Source organism: Moritella sp. 36 (genome assembly GCF_018219415.1).
Taxonomy (GTDB): Bacteria; Pseudomonadota; Gammaproteobacteria; order Enterobacterales; family Moritellaceae; genus Moritella.
The window spans coordinates 1,291,342-1,312,296 of sequence record NZ_CP056120.1 but is presented as its reverse complement, the minus strand read 5'-3'; the positions used below and the strand labels follow the sequence as shown (position 1 = coordinate 1,312,296).

The 20,955-nt window shown below is 41.2% G+C and carries 18 protein-coding genes and 1 tRNA gene; 4 read left to right on the top strand and 15 right to left on the bottom strand.

Features of this window, described 5'->3' with window-relative positions; translation table 11 throughout:
• Positions 1-29: 29 nt before the first annotated feature.
• The 9 genes from tssH to HWV03_RS05960 form a co-directional block, all read right to left on the bottom strand.
• A complete protein-coding gene (gene tssH, locus HWV03_RS06000; protein WP_211678925.1) occupies positions 30-2,639 on the bottom strand; it encodes a type VI secretion system ATPase TssH in 2,610 nt (869 codons plus the stop codon).
• A gap of 8 nt (positions 2,640-2,647) precedes the next feature.
• Positions 2,648-3,628, bottom strand: coding sequence for a type VI secretion system baseplate subunit TssG (locus HWV03_RS05995; protein WP_211678924.1), 981 nt, complete (start codon positions 3,626-3,628; stop codon positions 2,648-2,650).
• Positions 3,610-5,394, bottom strand: a complete 1,785-nt coding sequence (gene tssF, locus HWV03_RS05990) for a type VI secretion system baseplate subunit TssF (protein ID WP_211678923.1) — start codon at positions 5,392-5,394, stop codon at positions 3,610-3,612. The genes HWV03_RS05995 and tssF overlap by 19 nt, the downstream gene beginning before the upstream one ends.
• Positions 5,387-5,809, bottom strand: coding sequence for a type VI secretion system baseplate subunit TssE (tssE, locus tag HWV03_RS05985; protein ID WP_211674527.1), 423 nt, complete (start codon positions 5,807-5,809; stop codon positions 5,387-5,389). The genes tssF and tssE overlap by 8 nt, the downstream gene beginning before the upstream one ends.
• Before the next feature lie 2 nt (positions 5,810-5,811).
• On the bottom strand, positions 5,812-7,182 hold the full coding sequence (locus HWV03_RS05980; RefSeq protein ID WP_255547091.1) for a type VI secretion system contractile sheath domain-containing protein: 1,371 nt from the start codon (positions 7,180-7,182) through the stop codon (positions 5,812-5,814).
• 41 nt (positions 7,183-7,223) lie between these two features.
• On the bottom strand, positions 7,224-8,705 hold the full coding sequence (gene tssC, locus HWV03_RS05975) for a type VI secretion system contractile sheath large subunit (RefSeq protein WP_211678922.1): 1,482 nt from the start codon (positions 8,703-8,705) through the stop codon (positions 7,224-7,226).
• Positions 8,705-9,214, bottom strand: a complete 510-nt coding sequence (gene tssB / locus HWV03_RS05970) for a type VI secretion system contractile sheath small subunit (RefSeq protein ID WP_211678921.1) — start codon at positions 9,212-9,214, stop codon at positions 8,705-8,707. The genes tssC and tssB overlap by 1 nt, the downstream gene beginning before the upstream one ends.
• Positions 9,215-9,280: 66 nt before the next feature.
• Positions 9,281-9,799 carry an Hcp family type VI secretion system effector gene (locus HWV03_RS05965; RefSeq protein WP_249185452.1) on the bottom strand — a complete coding sequence of 173 codons (519 nt, stop codon included), beginning with the start codon at positions 9,797-9,799 and terminating at the stop codon, positions 9,281-9,283.
• A 39-nt stretch (positions 9,800-9,838) separates the two neighbouring features.
• Positions 9,839-11,194 (bottom strand): type VI secretion system protein TssA, encoded by a 1,356-nt coding sequence (locus HWV03_RS05960; RefSeq protein WP_211678920.1) that lies wholly within the window; start codon positions 11,192-11,194, stop codon positions 9,839-9,841.
• Positions 11,195-12,007: 813 nt separating this feature from the next.
• Here HWV03_RS05960 and HWV03_RS05955 point away from each other — a divergent pair.
• Both HWV03_RS05955 and gfa read left to right on the top strand, forming a co-directional pair.
• Complete coding sequence (locus HWV03_RS05955; RefSeq protein ID WP_211678919.1) at positions 12,008-12,403, top strand: hypothetical protein; 396 nt, start codon at positions 12,008-12,010, stop codon at positions 12,401-12,403.
• A 12-nt stretch (positions 12,404-12,415) separates the two neighbouring features.
• Positions 12,416-13,021, top strand: a complete 606-nt coding sequence (gene gfa / locus HWV03_RS05950; protein ID WP_211678918.1) for an S-(hydroxymethyl)glutathione synthase — start codon at positions 12,416-12,418, stop codon at positions 13,019-13,021.
• Positions 13,022-13,136: 115 nt separating this feature from the next.
• Here gfa and HWV03_RS05945 read toward each other — a convergent pair whose 3' ends face one another.
• From HWV03_RS05945 to HWV03_RS05935, 3 genes are all read right to left on the bottom strand, one after another.
• Positions 13,137-15,167: a M4 family metallopeptidase gene (locus HWV03_RS05945; protein WP_211678917.1), complete on the bottom strand. Its 2,031-nt coding sequence runs from the start codon at positions 15,165-15,167 to the stop codon at positions 13,137-13,139.
• A 319-nt stretch (positions 15,168-15,486) separates the two neighbouring features.
• On the bottom strand, positions 15,487-16,704 hold the full coding sequence (locus HWV03_RS05940; protein ID WP_211678916.1) for a M24 family metallopeptidase: 1,218 nt from the start codon (positions 16,702-16,704) through the stop codon (positions 15,487-15,489).
• An 88-nt stretch (positions 16,705-16,792) separates the two neighbouring features.
• Entirely contained in the window at positions 16,793-17,710 is a 918-nt protein-coding gene (locus HWV03_RS05935; RefSeq protein WP_211678915.1) for a LysR family transcriptional regulator, read from the bottom strand.
• Between the two features lie 108 nt (positions 17,711-17,818).
• Here HWV03_RS05935 and HWV03_RS05930 point away from each other — a divergent pair, with 108 nt between their 5' ends.
• Positions 17,819-18,112 carry a putative quinol monooxygenase gene (locus HWV03_RS05930; RefSeq protein WP_211678914.1) on the top strand — a complete coding sequence of 98 codons (294 nt, stop codon included), beginning with the start codon at positions 17,819-17,821 and terminating at the stop codon, positions 18,110-18,112.
• An 82-nt stretch (positions 18,113-18,194) separates the two neighbouring features.
• The gene (locus HWV03_RS05925; RefSeq protein WP_211674517.1) at positions 18,195-18,851 is read left to right on the top strand and encodes a nitroreductase family protein; all 657 of its coding nucleotides are present in this window, start codon (positions 18,195-18,197) and stop codon (positions 18,849-18,851) included.
• 104 nt (positions 18,852-18,955) lie between these two features.
• Here HWV03_RS05925 and HWV03_RS05920 read toward each other — a convergent pair.
• From HWV03_RS05920 to HWV03_RS05910, 3 genes are all read right to left on the bottom strand, one after another.
• Positions 18,956-19,032 (bottom strand) — tRNA-Arg (locus HWV03_RS05920).
• Positions 19,033-19,133: 101 nt separating this feature from the next.
• The gene (locus HWV03_RS05915; RefSeq protein WP_211678913.1) at positions 19,134-19,916 is read right to left on the bottom strand and encodes an ABC transporter ATP-binding protein; all 783 of its coding nucleotides are present in this window, start codon (positions 19,914-19,916) and stop codon (positions 19,134-19,136) included.
• Positions 19,913-20,953 carry a FecCD family ABC transporter permease gene (locus HWV03_RS05910; RefSeq protein WP_211678912.1) on the bottom strand — a complete coding sequence of 347 codons (1,041 nt, stop codon included), beginning with the start codon at positions 20,951-20,953 and terminating at the stop codon, positions 19,913-19,915. The genes HWV03_RS05915 and HWV03_RS05910 overlap by 4 nt, the downstream gene beginning before the upstream one ends.
• Between the last annotated feature and the right edge of the window lie 2 nt (positions 20,954-20,955).

Sequence of the window (20,955 nt, the reverse complement as noted above, 5' to 3'; positions counted from 1 at the left end):
GCGTGATTAATATTAATCACGCCTCTGAGTTATTCAATGGCTATTGCCACTGCACCATCTACAACACTGATATTGATACAGGTGATGCTTTGTCCTTCACTCATTCTGGTGATACATTGCGTCGCTAGATCTGGTACTAATCGACGATTAATGATTTGTTCAATGGCTCTCGCACCTGTTTCTGGCGAGTTATTTTGGCTTACTAAATAATCCACCAAGTCACTGTCATAACTGAACTCAGCGTTATAATAGCCACTTACTCGTTTCTCAATTCGGCGTAAAGAAAGACGCGCAATTTCAGCCATTTCAATATCATTGAGAGGGAAATATGGCACCACGGTCGTACGACCAATGAAGGCAGGTTTAAAATACTGCTGTAAAACAGGCGAGATCGTTTGAGTCAAAGACGATACATCTGGACGTTCGACCTGGCAGGCATCAACAACTGCACTATCTGCCGCATTAGATGTCATGATGATAAGTGTATTTCTAAAGTCGATGTCACGACCTTCACTGTCTGAAATCGTCCCCTTATCAAAAATCTGATAAAATAGATCGTGAACGCCTGGATGCGCTTTTTCCATTTCATCAAGTAACAATACCGAGTAAGGGTTTTTACGTACCGCTTCGGTTAACACACCACCTTTACCGTAACCAACATAACCTGCAGGTGAGCCAAGTAGCATTGATACTTTGTGCTCTTCTTTAAATTCAGTCATATTGATAGTCGTGATATTTTTCTCACCACCGTAAAGTAGATCAGTTAATGCCAATGCTGTTTCTGTTTTACCCACACCGCTTGGGCCACACATTAAAAACACACCAACCGGTTTGCGTGGGTCAGTTAATCCAGCGCGAGACATACGGATCGCTTTGGCAATTTCATGAATCGGAGCATGCTGGCCAATAACACGCTGTCCGAGTTCTGCTTCAAGGTTAAGTAAACGTTTCACGTCATCTTTAACCATGTTACCAACGGGAATCCCAGTCCATAACGCAATCACTTCAGCAATAGTCTGCTTATCAACCTGTGCCATCACCAAAGGTGATTCACCTTGAATACTGCGCAGTTCCGTCATTTTGTTACTTAACAGTGCCTGCATTGGCGTATCTGCAACCTGTTTACCCGCAAGAAAACGCTCTGCAATAACATTCTGTAATCTTAAAATTTCAGTAACACATTCTTTTTCTAGATTCCAACGCGAGTTTAACGCCTCGTATTCAGACTCCAGCTGATTACATTTCTGTGCAATAGCCACCAACTTTTCAGTGCCGTTCGCATACATCGCATCTTCATATGCAAACGAGGTGCGCTCATTGTGCGCATAACGGATTTGTTCAGCTAACCCGTCTAATTTTTGCGGTAATGCGCTCTGGCTCAAGCCAATACGTGAACACGCCGTATCTAATAAACTAATCGCTTTATCAGGTAATTGACGTTCTGGTAAAAAGCGTACTGACAACTGAACCGCAGCTTCAATTGCTTCTTCCAATACCGTCACGTTATGGTGTTTCTGCAAACAGCCCGCAACACCTCGTAGCATTTGAATCGCATCGCCTTCACTCGGTTCACCCACAGCAACAAGCTGAAAACGACGAGTCAATGCGGCATCCGTTTCAAAATACTGCTTATACTCAGCCCACGTTGTTGCAGCAATCGTTCTGAACTCCCCACGTGCTAACGCTGGTTTTAATAAGTTGGCCGCATCATTTTGTCCTGCAGCACCACCTGCGCCAATTAACGTATGCGCTTCATCAATGAACACAATAATTGGGCGTTCAGATTGCTTCACTTCCGTTAACACATCTTTCAAACGGTTTTCAAATTCACCTTTGATGCTTGCACCCGCTTGTAATAAAGATAGGTCCAGCGTACGTAATTCCACATTCACCAATGACGGTGGCACATTACCATCAACAATTTGCTGTGCTAATCCTTCAACAATCGCGGTTTTACCAACACCCGGATCACCAACAAGGATCGGACTGTTTTGACGACGACGGCACAGAATATCAATCGATTTACGGATTTCAGGATTACGCCCTGAGATTGGGTCTAATTTACCTTTACGTGCCGCTTCAGTTAAATTGTGCGTATATTTATCAAGTGCAACAGTGCCCACAGACTCACTCGGTGCAATGTCATTATGTTGTACTTCACCTGCGTTTATTTGAGTGCCTTGCTTCGCGGCACAGCTCTTTAATGATTCAATCGATACCGTGTTCAACCATGTGGTCAATTCACCGTTGTATCCACCTTGTTCAATACGCTGCTTGAGTACGAGCAGTACGTGATAACCATTAATTGACGCGTTACTGTGGTTTAGCGACGCTAATAACCAGCAATCTTTAAGCAGTTCAATCAACGAAGGTGAAAGCGATGGCGAACTGTCGTTACCACGTGCGACACAATTTAAGTTACGGTTAAGTAAATCAATAATTTGTTCACGCTCAATACCGCTTTGCGATAACACGCCTTGCCAACCAGATTTTGACTCATTTAATAATTGATAAAACCAGTGTTCAACATCGACACTAAAATGTGTTCTAGCCATACAATCTGCAGCGGCCAGCTCGAGAGCGCTCTTTAATGTTGGCGTTAATCGCGTCACTAGTTTTTGTAATTCAACGTTAATCATGCAGTGTCCTACTTTAGTTTTAGTGGCATAACCACGTACTGTTGTGTTATTTCAGTCGATGCCAACCTCGCAGATTGGCTTAATCGCACACCATTACTTGCATCTCGTGTTAACTGACAAATAGGTAGTTGTTGTCCAGCCACTTTCATTGCTAAGTTGATTTTGATATTCGACCCCATGTAATGGCGAATAAATGCGTCGATGGCATAGCTCAAAATTTTGTTTTGATTGAGTTGTTCAAAGCCGTGATGATTGGGTTTCACTTTTACGTCAAGTTGTTGAAATGCGGTAACCGCGCTCTTTCCAAGCAATGCGTCAAATCCCAACTGGTTGTTTTTCCCTGCTGCCCCTAAGCGTGTCAAGCAGCACTCTAGTAGCGGCTGATATTCAATATCGCCATGATCTACTTCAAACTCATACCCAAAGTAATCCTCTAATAAGAGCTTGAGTGTTGTTAGACATGTCACCTTCAATCCCATTAACCCGGTGTATTGAATAAGGTGCCCTTGTGGTAATGCAGTATTAATACTCGTGTCACCCGCAAGGCTAGACAGCATCTTAGTGAGTGATTGGTGATGACGATTCCAGCTGAAACGCTCTTCTTCCGCTTGGATAACGATGTTGTTCTTGATTGCGGTCTGACAATAAAGGCGAAAATAACGGTTATTAAAGCCATCCAAAAAATCAACTAATGCGCTATTACCTTGCTCAAATGACTCACGTAACGCTTCACTGTAGTTATAACGAGGCATAACCCCTTGACTGCCAGACAGCGCAGGCAAGTCACACATAAAATGCCATGAATTGTCAGTGTATTGCTGAACTTCAACAATGTCAGATTGATGGTATGACGGCAGTAAATGCGTAATAAAATTAAGCTCAGGACGCACACCTAACTTAGCCGCATGGTGCTTCACTAACTGCATTGCCTGCGGTAATTCAAACTGATAAGGCGCGCAACGTAGCGAGCCTAATATAGATTTTTGCATCCGAGCCTCCGCGGGAAAACACGGTATTCGCCTTCTCGGCCATCAAGTAATATCACGACTTGTGTAAAACTATTAAAACCAGAGAAATACGCAAAAAAGCGATCCAATAATTGGGCGAGTAGCTCCACCCCACCAGCAAGACCCATCGGGTTTATTGTCACGCTCAGTCGTGTGCCATTAGCAAAACAACTTTTCCCCGAAATACGCACAGGCGCAACAACATGCGCTTGCGACAAACCTTGAATGGATTCGATATAAGCACTATTTTTAGCACTATTGTTATGATTATAAAGTTGCAGCATGGTTTTTAATGCCGACACCGGATCATCGCTACCAAACAGGGCTTGGTAGTTAAAATGTAAGTGCGCCAATAACGGCCATGCGCCTTGATCACCAGTATTGATGTTAATTTGTTTTGTCGGGCGACGTAATAAGGTCAAATCCGCAGGTAAAGAAATAGAGTCGTGACAATGTAACTCACAAGACGTAGACAATTGACTCGCCGCGTTACCATTTGTGCAGGTTGTCGAGATTAACCAAGTGTGTGCTGATTTATCAACATGACCATGGTCTAAATTTGCAACACGCAATGCACTCGATACTGACTTATCACTCATATTTTCAGACTGCGATAACTGCCAGCGTAATCCAATTTCAGCACTGTTAAATTTTTCACCGTATAGCGGCGGTACATTTCGGTTTTTTTGTTCTGTCACGTCCGTCACATCATCAACCGAAAATAACTGCAACTGTGCCTGACCGCCAACATCCAGCATTATTGGATACTGCGATTGGCTAAAATCGATACGTAATGGTTCTGCGGTGATTGGCTGCAAGTTAATGATAGGCGAACAGAATAAATTAAAATTATTTACACTTAAGCTACGCGCTAACTCCACGGGCATGTCGTCTAAAAAAAATTGGATTTTAAGTGTGTTGGTATTGGCATGTTGCAATGCAGACGATAGCACTAACTTAATCGCATGGAATCGCTCTGCGAACATAAAAAATTCGGTTAATAACTTAAAGCCACCGAAACTGCGTACACTATAAGGTAAGACGAATTCTTGATCTTCAAAACCAACCGGTAAAAGGGCGTCCGCCCCTAATAAAACAACGCTGTCATCATATTGAATGGCGATCTGTTGGATCCCCGAAAACAAATGATCGTAAAGGCGCAATATTGTTGGTGTTTCACCACGCAAAAATAACGATAATTCCGTCAATTCCAAATCAGAAAACAGGATCGTTGGATCTGTTGTTGTTAATGTGAGTTCAAGCATAGCTTTCGCATGCTCTGCCCCTTTTGGTTTCTGAATATCAAAGGGAGCAATAGACGCTGAACAATCTGTTAAGCTGATCGGGTATAAATCAACATCTTGCGTTGTGCGGAACACCAAGGTATCGGTATCGACATCATCAAGTCCTAAATGCGTACCGCGAGGCAGAGTGTACTTTGCAGTGACTTCTTCGTGAGGCTGCATTTTCACCATGCTATAAGCAGGAACAGGGCGTAGATAATGTGGAAATAAAAGTTGTAACAAGCTATCCGTTAACTGCGGATAATCCTCATCTAGACGCTGCTGTAAACGTGCATTCAACAAGGCCACGCTATCAATAAGACGTGTCACTTGCGGGTCATCAATACTATCGCGACTGATCCCAAGTGACTTAGCTGCACCAGGATGACGTTGAGCAAAGTTACCTGCGTCTTGGCGAATAAATGCTAACTCTTGTTCAAAATAACTTAGTAATGATTCAGACAAAGTTAGTTTTCCTTACATCGACACTGCTTGTGGTGAAGTCTAAGCTTGAATCAAAAACAACAAGCTCTTCACCAAACTCACTGACGATCACGCCTTCGATTCTAAATTTCAGTTTATTGGTAACGACAGATTCTTCTTCCAACTCAACATTAAGATCCTTGAGGCGGGGTTCGAATGTCGTAATTAACTGCTTAACATTTTGTAAAATATGTTCACTATTAGCTCTGTTCTGCCCCCTCACCGCATGGCTCATGCCCAGTAAAACGATAGATTCAGCAGTATATTTGGCAATATCATCGCCACCCCAAATGGGCGCTTTAGCGGAAAGCAATGACGCGATATTTTCAATAATGGCATCGCGAAGATCATCAATATTCGCCGTCCAATCACCTTTCATTTTTGCAAATAAGCTCATGATTATTGGTCCCCTAATTTTGTTGCGGGCACGTCGGTAAGCAGAACAATGTGTGTGTCTAACATTTCATATTGATATTGCGGCTGTAGGTTTATTTGGCAACTGTATTTTGTTGGGTCAAGCAGGTCTTGCGTAAAATTAACATCAGCGCGTTTAAGAGGATAACGGGCCATGATTGACTCATCACCAAAATCAACGCCACTGATATATTGGTTTAACCACTTTTCTAACGAACGCTGACATGTAGACGGGCTATCAAAGCTGCCGATTTGGTCGCGGATCTGCGCTTTAATGTAATGACCAAAACGACAGGCCATAAGATTTGTCTGTAACATACCACTCATTTTTTCAGTTTCAGTCGTTGCCTTCCACACGGACTGATTACTGAAAATGCCTTTTTGACCGCTAAGATAGACACTTGATAAAGGAACAAACCCTTGTGCTGACCAAAAATCATCATCTTCACTAAACAGATCAATCCGTGATAACAATGGATCTTGCTGACCATTACCCACTTGCACTATTGCGCCGTAACGCCCGCTTTCATCATAGGCACGTAAAAAACCAAACCAACTGATACGGTCAAATTCACGGATCACGTTTGCAGCCAATAAATAGGCGGGATTTCCCCACAGTACATGTTCTGTTAGCGCTCGTTCGTTAAACACAAACCCGGCTTGGTAATGCTGATAAGGGCTTCTTAAATGGTATTCTGGTAACACCAGATTTAAGAAACGGCTCGCACTATGAGAACGTAATAACTGCCAACTTTGTAAATCTGAACTGCTTAAAATACGCTGTATACGCTTATGGTCAGGTATTAATCGAGCGGGTTCGTCACCAAAGAAATACGGATCAACGCCAAGACTTACAGGGCACAGCGCGCGTTCACCTAATTCACCTAATAACTGCAGTGTGTACAGATCATCAAAATCAGCATCATCGTCTAAGTCAGAGTGAATAAGATGGTCAACAACCAACAGTCCAAATGGGTGGCCGCCAGCGGTATCGAGTTCATTCGCGTATATTTTTTGATATAACGCACTGCGGGTGACATTGAAAGATTGATTAAGATCGGCAGACACCATGTCCCAGCTGAGGTCTAACAACTTAACCTGCACGCGGCGTTGCGAAACAGGTAGCAAAACTAAGCTATGTAGTCCTAACCAGCGCGCTTCCAATTCTTTGAAATCAGTGGCTTGCATTACAGCAGAAAGTTGCTCGCTCATGACATCATCAAGTTGCATGATCAGTTTGCTTAACTGTGATTTGAATTCTGAACGATTATCGTTCTGAGCATGGTTTAACAGCATCCGCCACAGCCCTGCATCCGTCAGGACGTTGGCGGATGATGTTAGATTTGATGTACTCATAACAACCTCAACAACCCGGGGGAGCCCCCGGGCATCAACTATTAACCTGGAATATTAGCAACCATGCGTAATGACGATGATAACTCTTCCATTTGTAACCAAGGACGTAAATAAGCCACAGCAGAATAACAACCAGGGCGGCCCACTTGTTCTTCAACTGTTACTTTTGCTTCAACCAATGGATGTGTTGATTTTGCTTCATTGCCAATCGCACTTGGATTAACATACTGGTGGAGCCAGTTACTTAATTCTTTTTCAATGTTATCCGGATCTAGGTTAGAACCAATACGGTCACGACCCATTACTTTTAGGTACTGTGCAATTCGGCTACTTGCCATTGTATAAGGCAAGCGCGCTGAAATGGCTGCATTTGCTGTCGCATCAGGATCGGTATACGTTTTTGGCTTATGCGCCGTTTGAGCGCCCATAAATACGGCATAGCTCGTATTTTTATAATGCACTAACGGTAAGAAACCTAAGTCACTCAGTTCTTTTTCACGTTCATCTGTTAGGTTTACTTCAGATGGACATTGTTGAACTAAATCACCCGATGGTGTGTAGTAAGTAAAGTTCGGTAAGTTTTCAACTTTACCGCCATTATCATTACCACGGATAGCAGTACACCAACCAAATTGTGTATATGCTTGCGTTAATAATAAACCGTATTCAAACGCAGCATTACTCCACACAAGATCATCTTGTGTCTCTGGGTAAGCATTACCATTAGCATCATGTTTCAATTCTTCAAAATCGAATGACTTAACAGGCACTGTTTGTTTACCGTATGGTAGACGTGCAATTGTTTTTGGTAGTGTTAATGCAACATAACGCGAATCATCACTTTCACGGAATGCATTCCAACTTGCATAAGCAGGTGAATCAAAACCCGCAGCAACTGGCTTGCCTTCGTTAAAGTTAACGAATGAATTAAAGTCAAACATGCTCGCATTTGCAGCAGCAACGAATGGTGCGTGAGATGCTGCAGCAACTTCGCCCATGTAACGCATTAACGCTACATCTTCATCGCCATAACCGAATTCGTAGTCACCAAGTAACGCACCGTAAGGTTGACCACCAGCTGTACCAAATTCTTCTTGATAAATCATCGTAAAGAAGCGGCTACGATCAATCGCTGGCGCATCTTCAAATTGTTCTAATAGTTCGTCTTTTGTGTAGTCCGCAAGCTTGATTTTTAAGTCTGGGCCTAGCTCACTGTTTTTAACTAATTTTTGCAGACCTAACCAAGTGCCTTCCAGTTTTTGGAACGCCTTGTTTTGCATTACTGTTGAAAGCTGGTCTGAGATTTTTACATCTAATGCAGAAATCGCTTTTTCGATTGTTAACGTTAGGTTTTTATCCCAAGTAACAGTACCGTCTAGCGCTTGTGAAGTCAGAACAGATAACAATTCTTTTGTTGTATCTGCTGGTGTCTGTGTTGTTGCTGAAATCGCGCGGTCTAGAAAGTTTAATTCACCTTCTGCGGCACCGGCTTGTTCTGTTGCAGCTTGTTGTTCTGTGCTCATTATTCAGTCTCCCCAGTTTTTACGCCTAGCTCTTCAGCTAAATGTTGAATTGAATCGGTACTTTGCAGTACTTCTTTCAATAAGCGTTCTAGATCACGAGAGCGATCCGCTTTGCTTAATAACTCTTTTAACTGGTTACGTGTTTCAACCAATTGTTTTAGGGGATCAATTTGTTGAACTAAGCGCTCAGGGTGAAAGTCGTTCATTGAATTTAACTTCAGGTTAACTTCAAATTGGCTATCATCATTTGCTAATTTGTTGTCAACTTTATATGACAATGACGGGCTAATTTGTCCCATCACTGCATCAAAATTATCTTTATCAACACCAGTGAACTCACGTTCTTCTAGGTCAATTTTATCACTTTCAGCTTTATGACCAGAGAAGTCACCAATAACACCAACGACAAAGGGCAATTCTTTGGTTTCTGTTGCGCCATTAGTTTCAACATCATAGGTGATACTGACTCGGTTTTTGCTTATACGTTTATGTTGTGAGTTGAGAGCCATGCTTCCCTACCTTTTATTTTAACAAAAATAAAACGGTGCGCAGCCTAAGCAACACACCGGTCAAAATTATTTAGTTCCAGAAATTAACTTACCCTGTGGAACGTTATAAGAAACAAGACCGCCGTCTTCTAGCTTACCGCCATCAAGTTCATGACGATGTTTCTTATCAACTTGGATGTAAGAAAGTGAAATGCTTTCGAACGGTTGAGAACCGTCACTGCCACTTAGGTTGTATGAAACAAGGCGTGCTTTTTTCAGGCCTACTTGGTAATAAATTTCAGCACCAGAACCATCACGTGCAGCTTTAGTAAATACGATATCAATGTCTTTACCTTCAACACCTGGACTGAATAGGAACGACAGAAGATCTTCAGAAGCACCACAAAGTTCTTTTGTAATACTTACTTCGCTCATAGCAACCATGCCTGAGTCAGCATTGTTACCGCTACCAATGTCCATTGCTACTTGGCGCACAGCGCCCCAGCTATATGAATTCAAAGCAAACCAACCATCTTGTGGTAAACCTTCAACTGTTGCGCCACCATTAACTTTAACGCCATCAATTCTCATATATATACTAGCCATGATATTCCTCACTTATTTTTACTTAGGGTTGAAAACCAATTACCAGAGAGAATTACTGCTCGAGGTAGATACTGGTTTTTCTTGAGTTTTTTCTACAGAGACAGCAGTTACATTGTTCAAAACAGAGTGACTCGTTGTTGCACTAACCGCTCTTGTGTTGTTGTGCTGCACAGACATAGATTCATCCACATCTGATAGCGGTAACATTTTTTTGTGCGTTGGCTGAATAACATTCGTATCCCCATTCTCATCAAGAGCTGACAGATGAAATACTTGTTTAATCGTATCCTCTTGATTTAATAACAGCTCCGACATCAACTCAGGAAGCGATAAGTAGCCCCAGCGAATTGCTTTTTCTAACAAATAAGATACCGGGCTATGTGGTTCTACTTTCCTAAAAAATTCAGCTAACGTTCGTAGTTGATGAAATGCATCATCGCGATTGAACTCTTGATTATTAACAGGTAAACCATCTAACAAAGCGTGATCAGTAATACTATCTTCTTTAACTTGCATATTTTTTTCGCCGCCATCAACATGACTCGACTCATTCGTTTCAGGCAGACCTTCAGCCTTAGTTACCTGTGTATCTTTACTCTTTAAGCCTGATACATACTCCATCGCTTTCAATATTTTAGTGATCAGCCCGACCACAAATTTAAATCCAGGTTGAGGTAATAAATGTTGCTTACATACGTTAGCAACATGTGCTTCGACTGCACGCATGGCATCACGTATCAATACTAAATTTTGCATTAAGCTAGTCACTTTAGCCCGTTCACCCATCGCCACATTTTGGTACTGTTGGCGTAACTCAGGTAAACCGCCTTTACGTTCTTCACTTAAATAACGCGAATAATTTAAGTCTCCAATTAGCGGTAACATTAAGAAAGGTGAATACACCAAGCTGCTGTCTTCACTTTCACCGACTAGTTGTACAAAGCCCTTCACTTTAAATGCATTAATTTCTTTTAATTTGTCACTTTCTGACTTTATTTTATTGTCAGGGAGTATCGGATGAACCTCGTCCCAATGCCCCTCAACAAGTGCTTGTAACCATTGACTTACTTCACGCAACCCATTTAATGCAGGGTCAATGACTATCTGAGCCGCTAGCATCCAACCCGCTAGCTCAATGTCTTTAGATGTCGTTTTAAATATTTCAATCAAACTGCTTGATAACGAATGCCAGTGTTCAATGTTGGCATCTTGTAAACTATCCATTTCTGCTGGGTCTGGTGTCTGCATTAATTGACGCAGAGATGTTTGTGCAACATTAAATTCATTTCTAAGCGGTCTGAATTTTTGTTTGTCGGATTTTAAATAACCCCCACAAAATTGATCGCCATCAATTGGTAATAAAAGTAACTCATGTAATGTTTGATTGAATAACATATATGTTCTTGCATATTTAAATTACAACCATTGTTCCAACAGGATGATTCGTTGTAAATAAACTTATAGTAAGGGCGTGTAAGGGATGTAAGGGGGGGTAAGTTAAATATCCACAATGGGATAGGACAATATAAATTAAAATAGTTTGAAAAGATGAGAGGTAATTAAATCCGTACTTAAAAACAAATAACAAAACAACACAACAAGAAAACAACAACCCTTCAAATCAACAACTTACAAGGCAAAAGGTCACTAGCCCATCAAATTTAACCACGTTGTAATATTATTTAAAATCATGAGATTTAATAAATTAAAATAAGATCACATGCATTACACTTTAACCAAATCGTTTTAAAAACAACAATAATTAACTATAACAGGCTAAAATATAGAGCAGTAACGCTAGTCATTTAAGTTACTTTAAAATGAAAATATTGAAATAGTATTTAATCACAGCACAGTTATTAAATTACAATATTTTAACATTACATTGAATATAAACTTTAAATTACGATGTAATATATTAAAAACACAAAATACAATTATTAACAATATTTACCTTTGTATTTCACTGTGATGTTTCTGTGATGATATTTCTAAATCTAAAGGGGTATTACGCTTTAAAATAAACAACAATAAAAAAAATAACAGCAACTTAAACTTCAATTGTTACCTTTATGGTAATAATCTTTTACCATTTCAGTGTATTGTTTTGTCCCTAGCCAAATGTAGAATGCCCCTCATCGAAACATAAACAACTTTCCAAACTCAATAATCAGCACGTATGTGACTTGATTAACTAAAGGATATGAAATGTCTACATTAACAAACAAGCCAGGTATTTTTCTTTTAAAGTCAGGTTCATTCAAATTAAATGACTTAAGCAAATTACTTGACGTTGAAGGCCTCAAAAGTGACATGGCTGAAGTTGCTGTAACTAACAATAGCAACGCATTAACGATTGGTCACTTTACAATGGAGCCCGGTGTTGAATTTGAATACGCTTATGACTCAGTAGAATACAAAATTATCACTAAAGGTAAGATCGTAGTTCGTGATACCGATAACAACAAATACGTTGCTGAAGTTGGCGATGTGCTGCTGTTCTCACCATATACAGTCGTGATTTTTGATGCAGAAAGTGATGGCGAAGCTATCTACACAGCACACAGAAACGCTGACGCATCATTTGCACCTGCATCAAACTAATTGGAATTGAATATGATAAATAAAATTATAAGCAAATGTAAAAAAACATTTTGCACAACAAGTAACATAAAGATTCATCCAGCAATGGATAAGGGCATTACGCCAACAGCGAATAACTTTAATGGGGGCACATTACAGTGTCACTGTAGCAGTAACCCTGTAACTGTAAAAATTGACAGCCAGACAGCCCATAACCATGCATGTGGTTGTTCAAAATGCTGGAAACCTAAAGGTGCTTTATTCTCACAAGTGGCCGTAGTTTCAAAAGATAAACTAAGCGTGACAAACAACCGCTCAAAACTACAAGTTGTAGATAGCACTGCAACTATCCAACGTTTTGCCTGTAATGTTTGTGGTGTTCACATGTACGGTCGTATTGAAGATAGAACACACCCATTCTTTGGTCTCGACTTTGTTCACACAGAGCTATCTGCCGATAAAGGTTGGTCTGCACCTGAGTTTGCCGCCTTTGTTTCATCTATCATTGAAACAGGTACAGATCCAAAAGACATGACAGCAATCAGATCGCGTTTGAATGCATTAGGTCTTGAATCTTATGATTGCCTATCACCAACACTGATGGATGTGATTGCAACACATGTTGCTAACAGCAAATAATTCATACCGTTGAAAACAAAAAAGCCCGCTAAGACTAATCTTAGCGGGCTTTTTTCATATTATCTTAATGACATTCATTACCGTGTTTTTAGCTATCACTCAACCAAACGTGCTTCTACTGGCAAGGTTGAAGATACTGCCATACGCTAGGGTAATAGAAAGGGTCCATGGTAGTTGATGCTTGAATAGCGGTGAACATATAACCATTAGACTGTACAATCTCACCGTAATAATAAGTATAATACGGGCTCCATTCAGGTACATAAGCACAGTGGTCTTCTGGTTGCGGCGTTGGAGGTTGCTGCTGGTAATCCCCTGAAATCATCAAGCCGACATCAGAAAAATCCGACTTACTCACGATCAACACATGATAGCGACTGGCTGGGAAATCCAAGAACAGGCAGCTTTCAAAGTTACCCTCATTTTGAGAGGCACAATCGTAGTCGTTCTGCGTAGGTTGGCGATCAATGGCAATAAAAACATCGATATCACCTTGCCCACCCATCGTCTCAATATTGACATAGCCCTGTGATGGCGCATTGTTCAATACGTATCGTAAATTTTCACCGTAACGTCCTTGAATCCTGATCTGCTGATTTAGTACCAAGGCAGTTTCATCACTTGGTGTCGGTGGGTTTGGTGTTGGATCCGGTGTTGGTAAAGACCCTCCACACTCTTGTACCGTGATACCAACTTGTTGGAATGCATTCATAACAGATTGGGTTTCATAACCTAGTTGCGCAGCAGCCTGGCAAACACCGTCAGCACCTTGTTGAAAGGTAGAGCGCGGCTGCCAAAACAATTTATTGGCTGTTGCATAGACTAAGAAAGCTTTCTTGATATCCCACTCTTGGCTGGTAGCTAGATGGTAAAATGCTTTGTTAAAGATGCCCGAGCTGTTGTGAACATCAATGCCATTATAATACTGGCTGATGTGACCAATAGACGCACCATCATCTGAAGGATTAATGAAGAAGCGCATCGCTTCTGAATGCTTCATTACGTGCTCGCCCATTTTCCAGTTGAAAGAACCGTGGATGAAATAGCTCAAAGCTGCAGCTGCGACATCAGAAAAGGATTCGTTCATCCCACCAGACATGCCACGATACTCTAAATTAGAGTTTTGTTCGGTATAACCATGACTGACTTCGTGGGCGATCACATCCCATGTCGCTAGTGGGTACATATACGAACCACCATCACCAAAGGTCATTTGCTGACCGTCCCAAAAAGCGTTGCCATAATTATTACCATAGTGAACACGCATAGTGAGCTTTTGACGAATCGGACGGCTATTTAGCCACTCGCGGTACATGCCAAACACACGTTGACCAAAGTATTGTGCATCATTCATTGGCGCATAGGCACCATTGGCTGAACGAGTGGTGTTTACCGGACAGGTAAATTGGTGAATACGCCCACCCCACTGACTACTATTCATGTCGTACGTGACAACATTAGGGCTGTCCATCTGGCAGGAGTCATTGACTTCAAAGCTGCCAAATTTAGTGTTATTACCAAAATAATAACGGCCACTTTTTTGGTTACCTCCAGGCCCCTCTGCTTGCCTAAACGCAATACCGTCCCAACGGTCTAAAATTCGACCATCTTTAGCGTCTACAAAGGTAATTGGCCTTGACGGCTTGATGCCTTCCACTGTCACATAAGACACGCGATAGACCAATTTTGCAGTATTTTGATCATCCATGACAATCATTAGGTCCGCAGACTCTGCATCAGTACGTGCTGGCATAGTTGCGCTTTGAACAGCTTGCTGTGATGCTTTGGCAAGAGTAATCGCTTGTTCTTTGTTGATGAACGGTAACATTGAAGATATGTCTTGACCAATACCTTGCACCACTTTACCCGCAATAGGTTGAACCACACCATTTTGATCTTTCAATGATACGACGGATTGTCCATATACAGGAATACCACGGTAACGCTGTTGATGGCGAACCCATTCTTTTCCTTGTAGTTGGGCGTGGTTTTGTTCGGTAAAGCTGTACTCGGGGATTGCTCCTCTAGCAGTAGAGGGATTTAATAGTGAAGTAATGTTAACGTCGTTAACGTTGACCAACGTGGCACTCTGCACTGAAAATACGAGTGGTGTTAATCCTAACAAGATAAAATGTTGTTTTTTCATGATTGTATTTTTCCCAATTCATTGTTTTATTTATTATTTTATTATTTTTATGAATTAGCATTATTACCCACCTTACCGATACCTCAAACTGAGTACTCGTGTTTTTATGATACTGCTCATTAAAACTTCTTTCTCAAAATTATTTTAATGACAGTGTGTCACGATAGGTTTAAAATGAAGATAAGGCGAGAAGATAACCTAACGATCCCGTACTATCTTTAGAAAAATAGAGCGAGGTTCATTAGCATTGATGTGGCTTAAAAAAACATACTAGACTCACTCATCAATGAGCAAGTCTATGAATCATAGGTATAACAAATTACACTTCATAACCAAATGGGTCATCAATCGAGTGTGATGGTTGTGTAAACCATTCAGGTCCCGCATTAGTCATATAAAAATGATCTTCCAAACGAATACCAAACTTACCCGGGATCACTAACATAGGTTCATTGCTGAAACACATACCTTTCGCCAATGGCGTGGTGTCGTTACCCACTAAATATGGCCATTCATGAATATCTAAACCAATACCGTGACCAGTACGGTGCGGTAGCCCCGGTAAATCATAACCCGGTCCAAAGCCATCTGCTTCCAGCGAAACACGAGCGGCGGCGTCGACATCCTGACAAGCAACATTAATCTGCGCTGCATCAAACGCGGCTTGCTGTGCATTCTTTTCACTCAACCAAGCTGCGCGTACTTCGTCACTTGCTTCACCAAATACATAAGTACGGGTGATGTCAGAATTATAACCGTGTAACTGGCAACCAGTATCAATCAATACCACATCATCTTGTTTCAAGAATTGTGCATCTTTAACACCGTGCGGGAACGAACTGGCTTTACCAAATAATACGATACAGAAATAAGAACCTTTTGGCGCACCAACCACTTTATGTGCTTGATGAATGAATTCTTCCACTTCCGTCGTACAAATATCTAAACGTAAAATACGGGCCGCGGCTTTATGTACTTCTAACGTCATGTCTTTAGCACGTTGTAATAAAGCAATCTCGGTATCTGATTTTTGCTGACGGCAACCAGCTGTCACAACCTTCGCATCAATATATTCAAACTGCGGATACGCATGACGAATATTGTTAAACATAAAGAAAGCGGTCGCTTCATCAATACCAACAGTGCCGTCGGTAATATCAAGTTTAGCTAGGATTTCACCAAATAATTGTGCAGGACTTTCATGTTCATGCCAGCAATGCAGTGGGCCTTGTACCTGCATAAATTCATTAATGGTATCTTGCTCAAAGCGTGGCGCGATAAACTGTAACTCACCTTGTGCCGGTAAAATTGCACCAACCATACGCTCACCAACGCCCCAACGCATACCAGTGAAGTAATATAAGTTTGTACCCGCATTCAGATATACAGCTTTTATACCTTCACGCTGCATAATTGCTTGTGCGCTTTCAATACGTTCATTAAATTCTTGTAACGAGATAGCTTTAACGTCTGCAGTCATATCAGCCAGTTTAGCTAATTCTAATTCCGCAGTTGAACCACCAACACCAATAGTCATAAAAGTCCTTGTTATACAGCTTGATTAACAAAATATAGATGAAATCACTTTAGCATACCTGACTAGCGAGATGTAGCACCAAACAGAGCTAACTTAATTCAGCCTCACACTTATTGCGTAACAGATCGCGCAACATCAACATCGCAGGGGTGACTTGTGTACGGTTAGGACAAATTAGCCATAAATTAATGGGTGGCGAATTAAAATCACTCAATAGTTCAACAACATGACCCGAGCGTAAGTCAGCCGCCATATCTAACCGCGACTTCATCGTAATCCCCTTGCCCGCGACAACCCAACGATGAACGACATCAGCATCGTTACTTAATCGATTACCGGTCACTTTCACCTTGTATTTACCGCTATTTTTTCCAGTACTGTTTCCAGTACTATCAACAAATGGCCAAGTATCATAAACACGCTCACTAAAACGATAGAGCAAGCAGTTATGTTGTGATAGTTCGTTAGGATGATTAGGCTCACCATATTGCGCTAAATAGGCAGGTGATGCACAGACGACGCGATCTATTTTCGCAATCAGAAAGGCTACCAACGAGGAATCTTCGGGCTCGCCATAACGCAGTGCCATATCAACTTTGTCATGATAAAAGTCAGCCAGGTTATCGCCAACATTGAACTGAATAGATAGTTCGGGATAAGCGTCCATCACTTCATCGATCCAAGGTAAAACAATATTACGCCCTAGATCAGATGACGCGGATAAACGTATTTCACCGGCAATTTTACCCTGCATTTCATTTAATGAGGCTTTACCTTTCTCTAATGCCCCTAAAGCCTCAGTGCAATGTACTAAATAGCGTTCACCTTCGGCAGTGATACGTAACTTACGTGTCGAGCGAATAAAAAGTTGAACGCCGAGTTGCTTCTCTAAGCGTTTTAACGCAGCACTCGCCGCTGCAGGTGTCATCTCTAACTGCAGTGCTGATGCGGTGATATTGCATGTTTGCGCCGTACGCACAAAAAGAATGAGGTCTTGAATGTTCATTATCAAATATTTTTTGAAACTATAAGTTATATTACCGTCTTTTTAGAATAGCAATAATCAGAGATAATGTCCTCACTCAGTGCACGGCCAATGAAAGGTAACGAAAATATGACAAGTACACTCACTATTGTTGCAAACATCGAAGCTAAAGCAGATAAAATTAAGTTCGTAAAAACAGAGCTATTAAAATTGATTGAGCCGACACGACTTGAAGAAGGCTGCATCCAATACGACTTGCATCAAGACAATAACAACCCAGCGCTATTTACTTTCGTTGAGAATTGGGCGAGTCATGAATTATTGCAAAAACACCTCAATAGCCCACATTTAAAAATGTATGTGCAAACAACCGAAGGGGCTGTCGCAAGTTTCACATTAAATGAAATAACGAAAATCGCATAAGCAACATACATTCATCAATGTTCAGACTTACGCTATTAGTAAGTACAAATCAACAGTGCCCATTTATCAATAAGGTTTATCCATGACTCACCAAATTATCAAAGATCTTAGCAATCGTTACACAACCAAAAAATTTGATTCATCAAAAAAAATATCGCAAGACCAACTCGCCGTGATTATGGAAGCAATGCGTTTATCTGCATCATCAATTAACTCTCAACCTTGGAAGTTTATTGTGATAGAAAGCGATGAAGCAAAACAACGCATGCATAATACCTTTGCCAATAAATTTCAGTTTAACCAACCACATGTTTTTAGTGCATCGCACATTATAGTTTTTGCCCATAACCCAGCGTATACCCGTGCAAACTATGAAGCCGTGATCGATAAAGGTATTGCAGATAAACGCACTAAACCAGAAGACAAAGAAAGTGCATTTGGCGCATTTGCTTTTGTTGAGCTAAATACAGATGAAAGTGGCGACACAGCAGCATGGACTAAAGCACAAACCTATCTTGCGTTAGGTAATACAATGCATACGCTAGCACGCCTGAATATTGATTCAACGCCAATGGAAGGAATTGATAGCGAATTAATCAGTAAAGAGTTTGCTGTAGAACTAGATGGTTACGTTAGTGATGTGGCACTGGCGATTGGTTATCGAGATGCTGAAAATGATTACAATATTGCCCCACCAAAATCACGTTTAGCAATGGAAGATGTGATCGTTAAAATATAATAATTAAGTTGTCACCGCTGATAATGACGATTAAGAACTGAAGCGGTCCATACGTGCATTTTTGCGTATGGGTGCTATATGCATAAGTGCTATTCGTTTAAAATTGGTGTCCCAGAGAAGATTCGAACTTCCGACCTAGCGCTTAGGAGGCGCTTGCTCTATCCAGCTGAGCTACAAGGACATTTCGTTATTATATATAAAACAAACAAGAATAAAAGCCTTGCCTCACATATTCAAAGCAATAGAGTCAAATATTCTTATCAATTTGACTCTAAGATCACATTACTTTTTATACGGTGAGACGATGGTGTTCCCTGTTTCGGTATGCTGAGATACCATAACGAGATCGTGATACAAACGATGGATGTTATCTTTTGTCAAAACATCATTCGGTTTCCCTTCCGCAATTATCTGTCCTTGGTCCACTAAAATGAGGCGGTCACAAAACTCTGCCGCGGTATTTAAGTTATGGATCGCAACCAATGCCGATTTACCTTGCTGACATGCTTGATACAGCACATTCATTAGCTGTGATTCATGACCAATATCTAGACTGGCGGTTGGTTCATCAAGTAACATTAATGGCGCGCCTTGCACTAATAAACGCGAGAAGTGTACTAACTGTTTTTCTCCCCCAGATAATGCCGTGATAGTACGGTCTTTTAAATGCGAAATGCCAACTAAGGTTAACGCGTCAATAGTTTGCTCAGTTATTGTGTTAGCAGAGATGACTTGTGTTTGTTGCTTGACATGAAAGCCAAATCCCACTGTTTCCATCACACTAAAAGGAAATGCAGTATCACTGTATTGTGGCAAGTAACTTAAATCACGTGCGCGGTCTATATCAGATAACGTGGTTAATGACTGGCCTTTTATTAATACCTCACCACTGCTATAGCCTTGGAAGCCACTTAAACATTTCATCAAGGTACTTTTACCTGCGCCATTGGGACCGATAATCCCCACCAACTCTCCCGGTTGTATAGACAATGAAATATCAGTTAATAAATGTTTTGATCCCGCCTTATAGCTCAGTTGCGAAACTGTCAATAATGCCACGCTCATACAAAACTCCCTTTACGCTGAAAGCGAATGATTAAACCAATGAAATAACAACCACCAATAAAAGAAGTAATGATCCCGACTTTCAATTCGTTAGGGGCAATGATCCACCGCCCAATAAGATCGCAAACGAGCAAAAAAATAACACCGAACACCGCAGAGAAAGGTAATAATTTTTCATGCCTAGGCCCGACAATCAAACGTACTAAATGTGGCACCATCAAACCAATAAAACCAATAGGTCCAGCGACGGCAATCGACATAGCCGTTAATAAGGTGGCAAACATCAATAATTTAAAGCGTGTCTGCTTAATGTTTAATCCCATACCATGGGCGCTTTCTTCGCCTAATGCGAGTAGATTTAATGCCCGACTTTCCCTTAACAACAAAATCGATACAATCACGATAATCGGCGCGGGCCAAATTAACTGCGACCAAGAACTACCATCTAACCCCCCCATCGCCCAAAATACAAATTGGCTCATTTCATATTGTTGCGCCATAAGAAGTAATCCCATTCTGGCACCGCCCAATAAACTTGATAATGCCAAACCGGTTAAAATCAAAAACAAGATCTGTGTTGAAGCATGACGCGATGCTAACGTATAAATTACCGCTGCTGCTGCCAATGCGCCCACAGTCGTAAAAATAGGTAACCATATAGGCCCCATAAATGAATAGCCCGTCACAATAGCCACCACAGCACCAAAACTACTACCGGCACTAACTCCCAATACATCTGGACTGGCTAATGGATTTTTGAATAGGCCTTGTGTACACGCCCCAGCCAACGCCAACGCGCCACCCGCTAAAATAGCTGCGCAAGCACGTGGTAGACGAATATGTATAACCACAGCAGAGGCTAAAGGTTGTTCTTTCAGCGCGAGTTCACTGCCACCCACAAGATACGCTTTAAACAACGCCAAAATATCGACAATAGGAATATGAATAGCGCCGAAGCTGAGATACAACAAAAACAAGCCACAGAATAACAACACAGAAAACAGTATTTGCACTGACGTAAGTCGATAAAATGGCATGG

Coding starts and splice junctions, on each gene's coding strand:
- HWV03_RS05960 (WP_211678920.1), bottom strand. CDS start 11,194: ATGTTATTCAATCAAACATTACATGAGTTACTTTTATTACCAATTGAT.
- HWV03_RS05915 (WP_211678913.1), bottom strand. CDS start 19,916: ATGAGCGTGGCATTATTGACAGTTTCGCAACTGAGCTATAAGGCGGGA.
- tssH (WP_211678925.1), bottom strand. CDS start 2,639: ATGATTAACGTTGAATTACAAAAACTAGTGACGCGATTAACGCCAACA.
- HWV03_RS05980 (WP_255547091.1), bottom strand. CDS start 7,182: ATGAGTACATCAAATCTAACATCATCCGCCAACGTCCTGACGGATGCA.
- HWV03_RS05940 (WP_211678916.1), bottom strand. CDS start 16,704: ATGACTATTGGTGTTGGTGGTTCAACTGCGGAATTAGAATTAGCTAAA.
- HWV03_RS05955 (WP_211678919.1), top strand. CDS start 12,008: ATGTCTACATTAACAAACAAGCCAGGTATTTTTCTTTTAAAGTCAGGT.
- gfa (WP_211678918.1), top strand. CDS start 12,416: ATGATAAATAAAATTATAAGCAAATGTAAAAAAACATTTTGCACAACA.
- HWV03_RS05935 (WP_211678915.1), bottom strand. CDS start 17,710: ATGAACATTCAAGACCTCATTCTTTTTGTGCGTACGGCGCAAACATGC.
- tssE (WP_211674527.1), bottom strand. CDS start 5,809: ATGAGCTTATTTGCAAAAATGAAAGGTGATTGGACGGCGAATATTGAT.
- tssB (WP_211678921.1), bottom strand. CDS start 9,214: ATGGCTCTCAACTCACAACATAAACGTATAAGCAAAAACCGAGTCAGT.
- HWV03_RS05965 (WP_249185452.1), bottom strand. CDS start 9,799: ATGGCTAGTATATATATGAGAATTGATGGCGTTAAAGTTAATGGTGGC.
- tssC (WP_211678922.1), bottom strand. CDS start 8,705: ATGAGCACAGAACAACAAGCTGCAACAGAACAAGCCGGTGCCGCAGAA.
- HWV03_RS05995 (WP_211678924.1), bottom strand. CDS start 3,628: ATGCAAAAATCTATATTAGGCTCGCTACGTTGCGCGCCTTATCAGTTT.
- HWV03_RS05925 (WP_211674517.1), top strand. CDS start 18,195: ATGACTCACCAAATTATCAAAGATCTTAGCAATCGTTACACAACCAAA.
- HWV03_RS05910 (WP_211678912.1), bottom strand. CDS start 20,953: ATGCCATTTTATCGACTTACGTCAGTGCAAATACTGTTTTCTGTGTTG.
- HWV03_RS05945 (WP_211678917.1), bottom strand. CDS start 15,167: ATGAAAAAACAACATTTTATCTTGTTAGGATTAACACCACTCGTATTT.
- HWV03_RS05930 (WP_211678914.1), top strand. CDS start 17,819: ATGACAAGTACACTCACTATTGTTGCAAACATCGAAGCTAAAGCAGAT.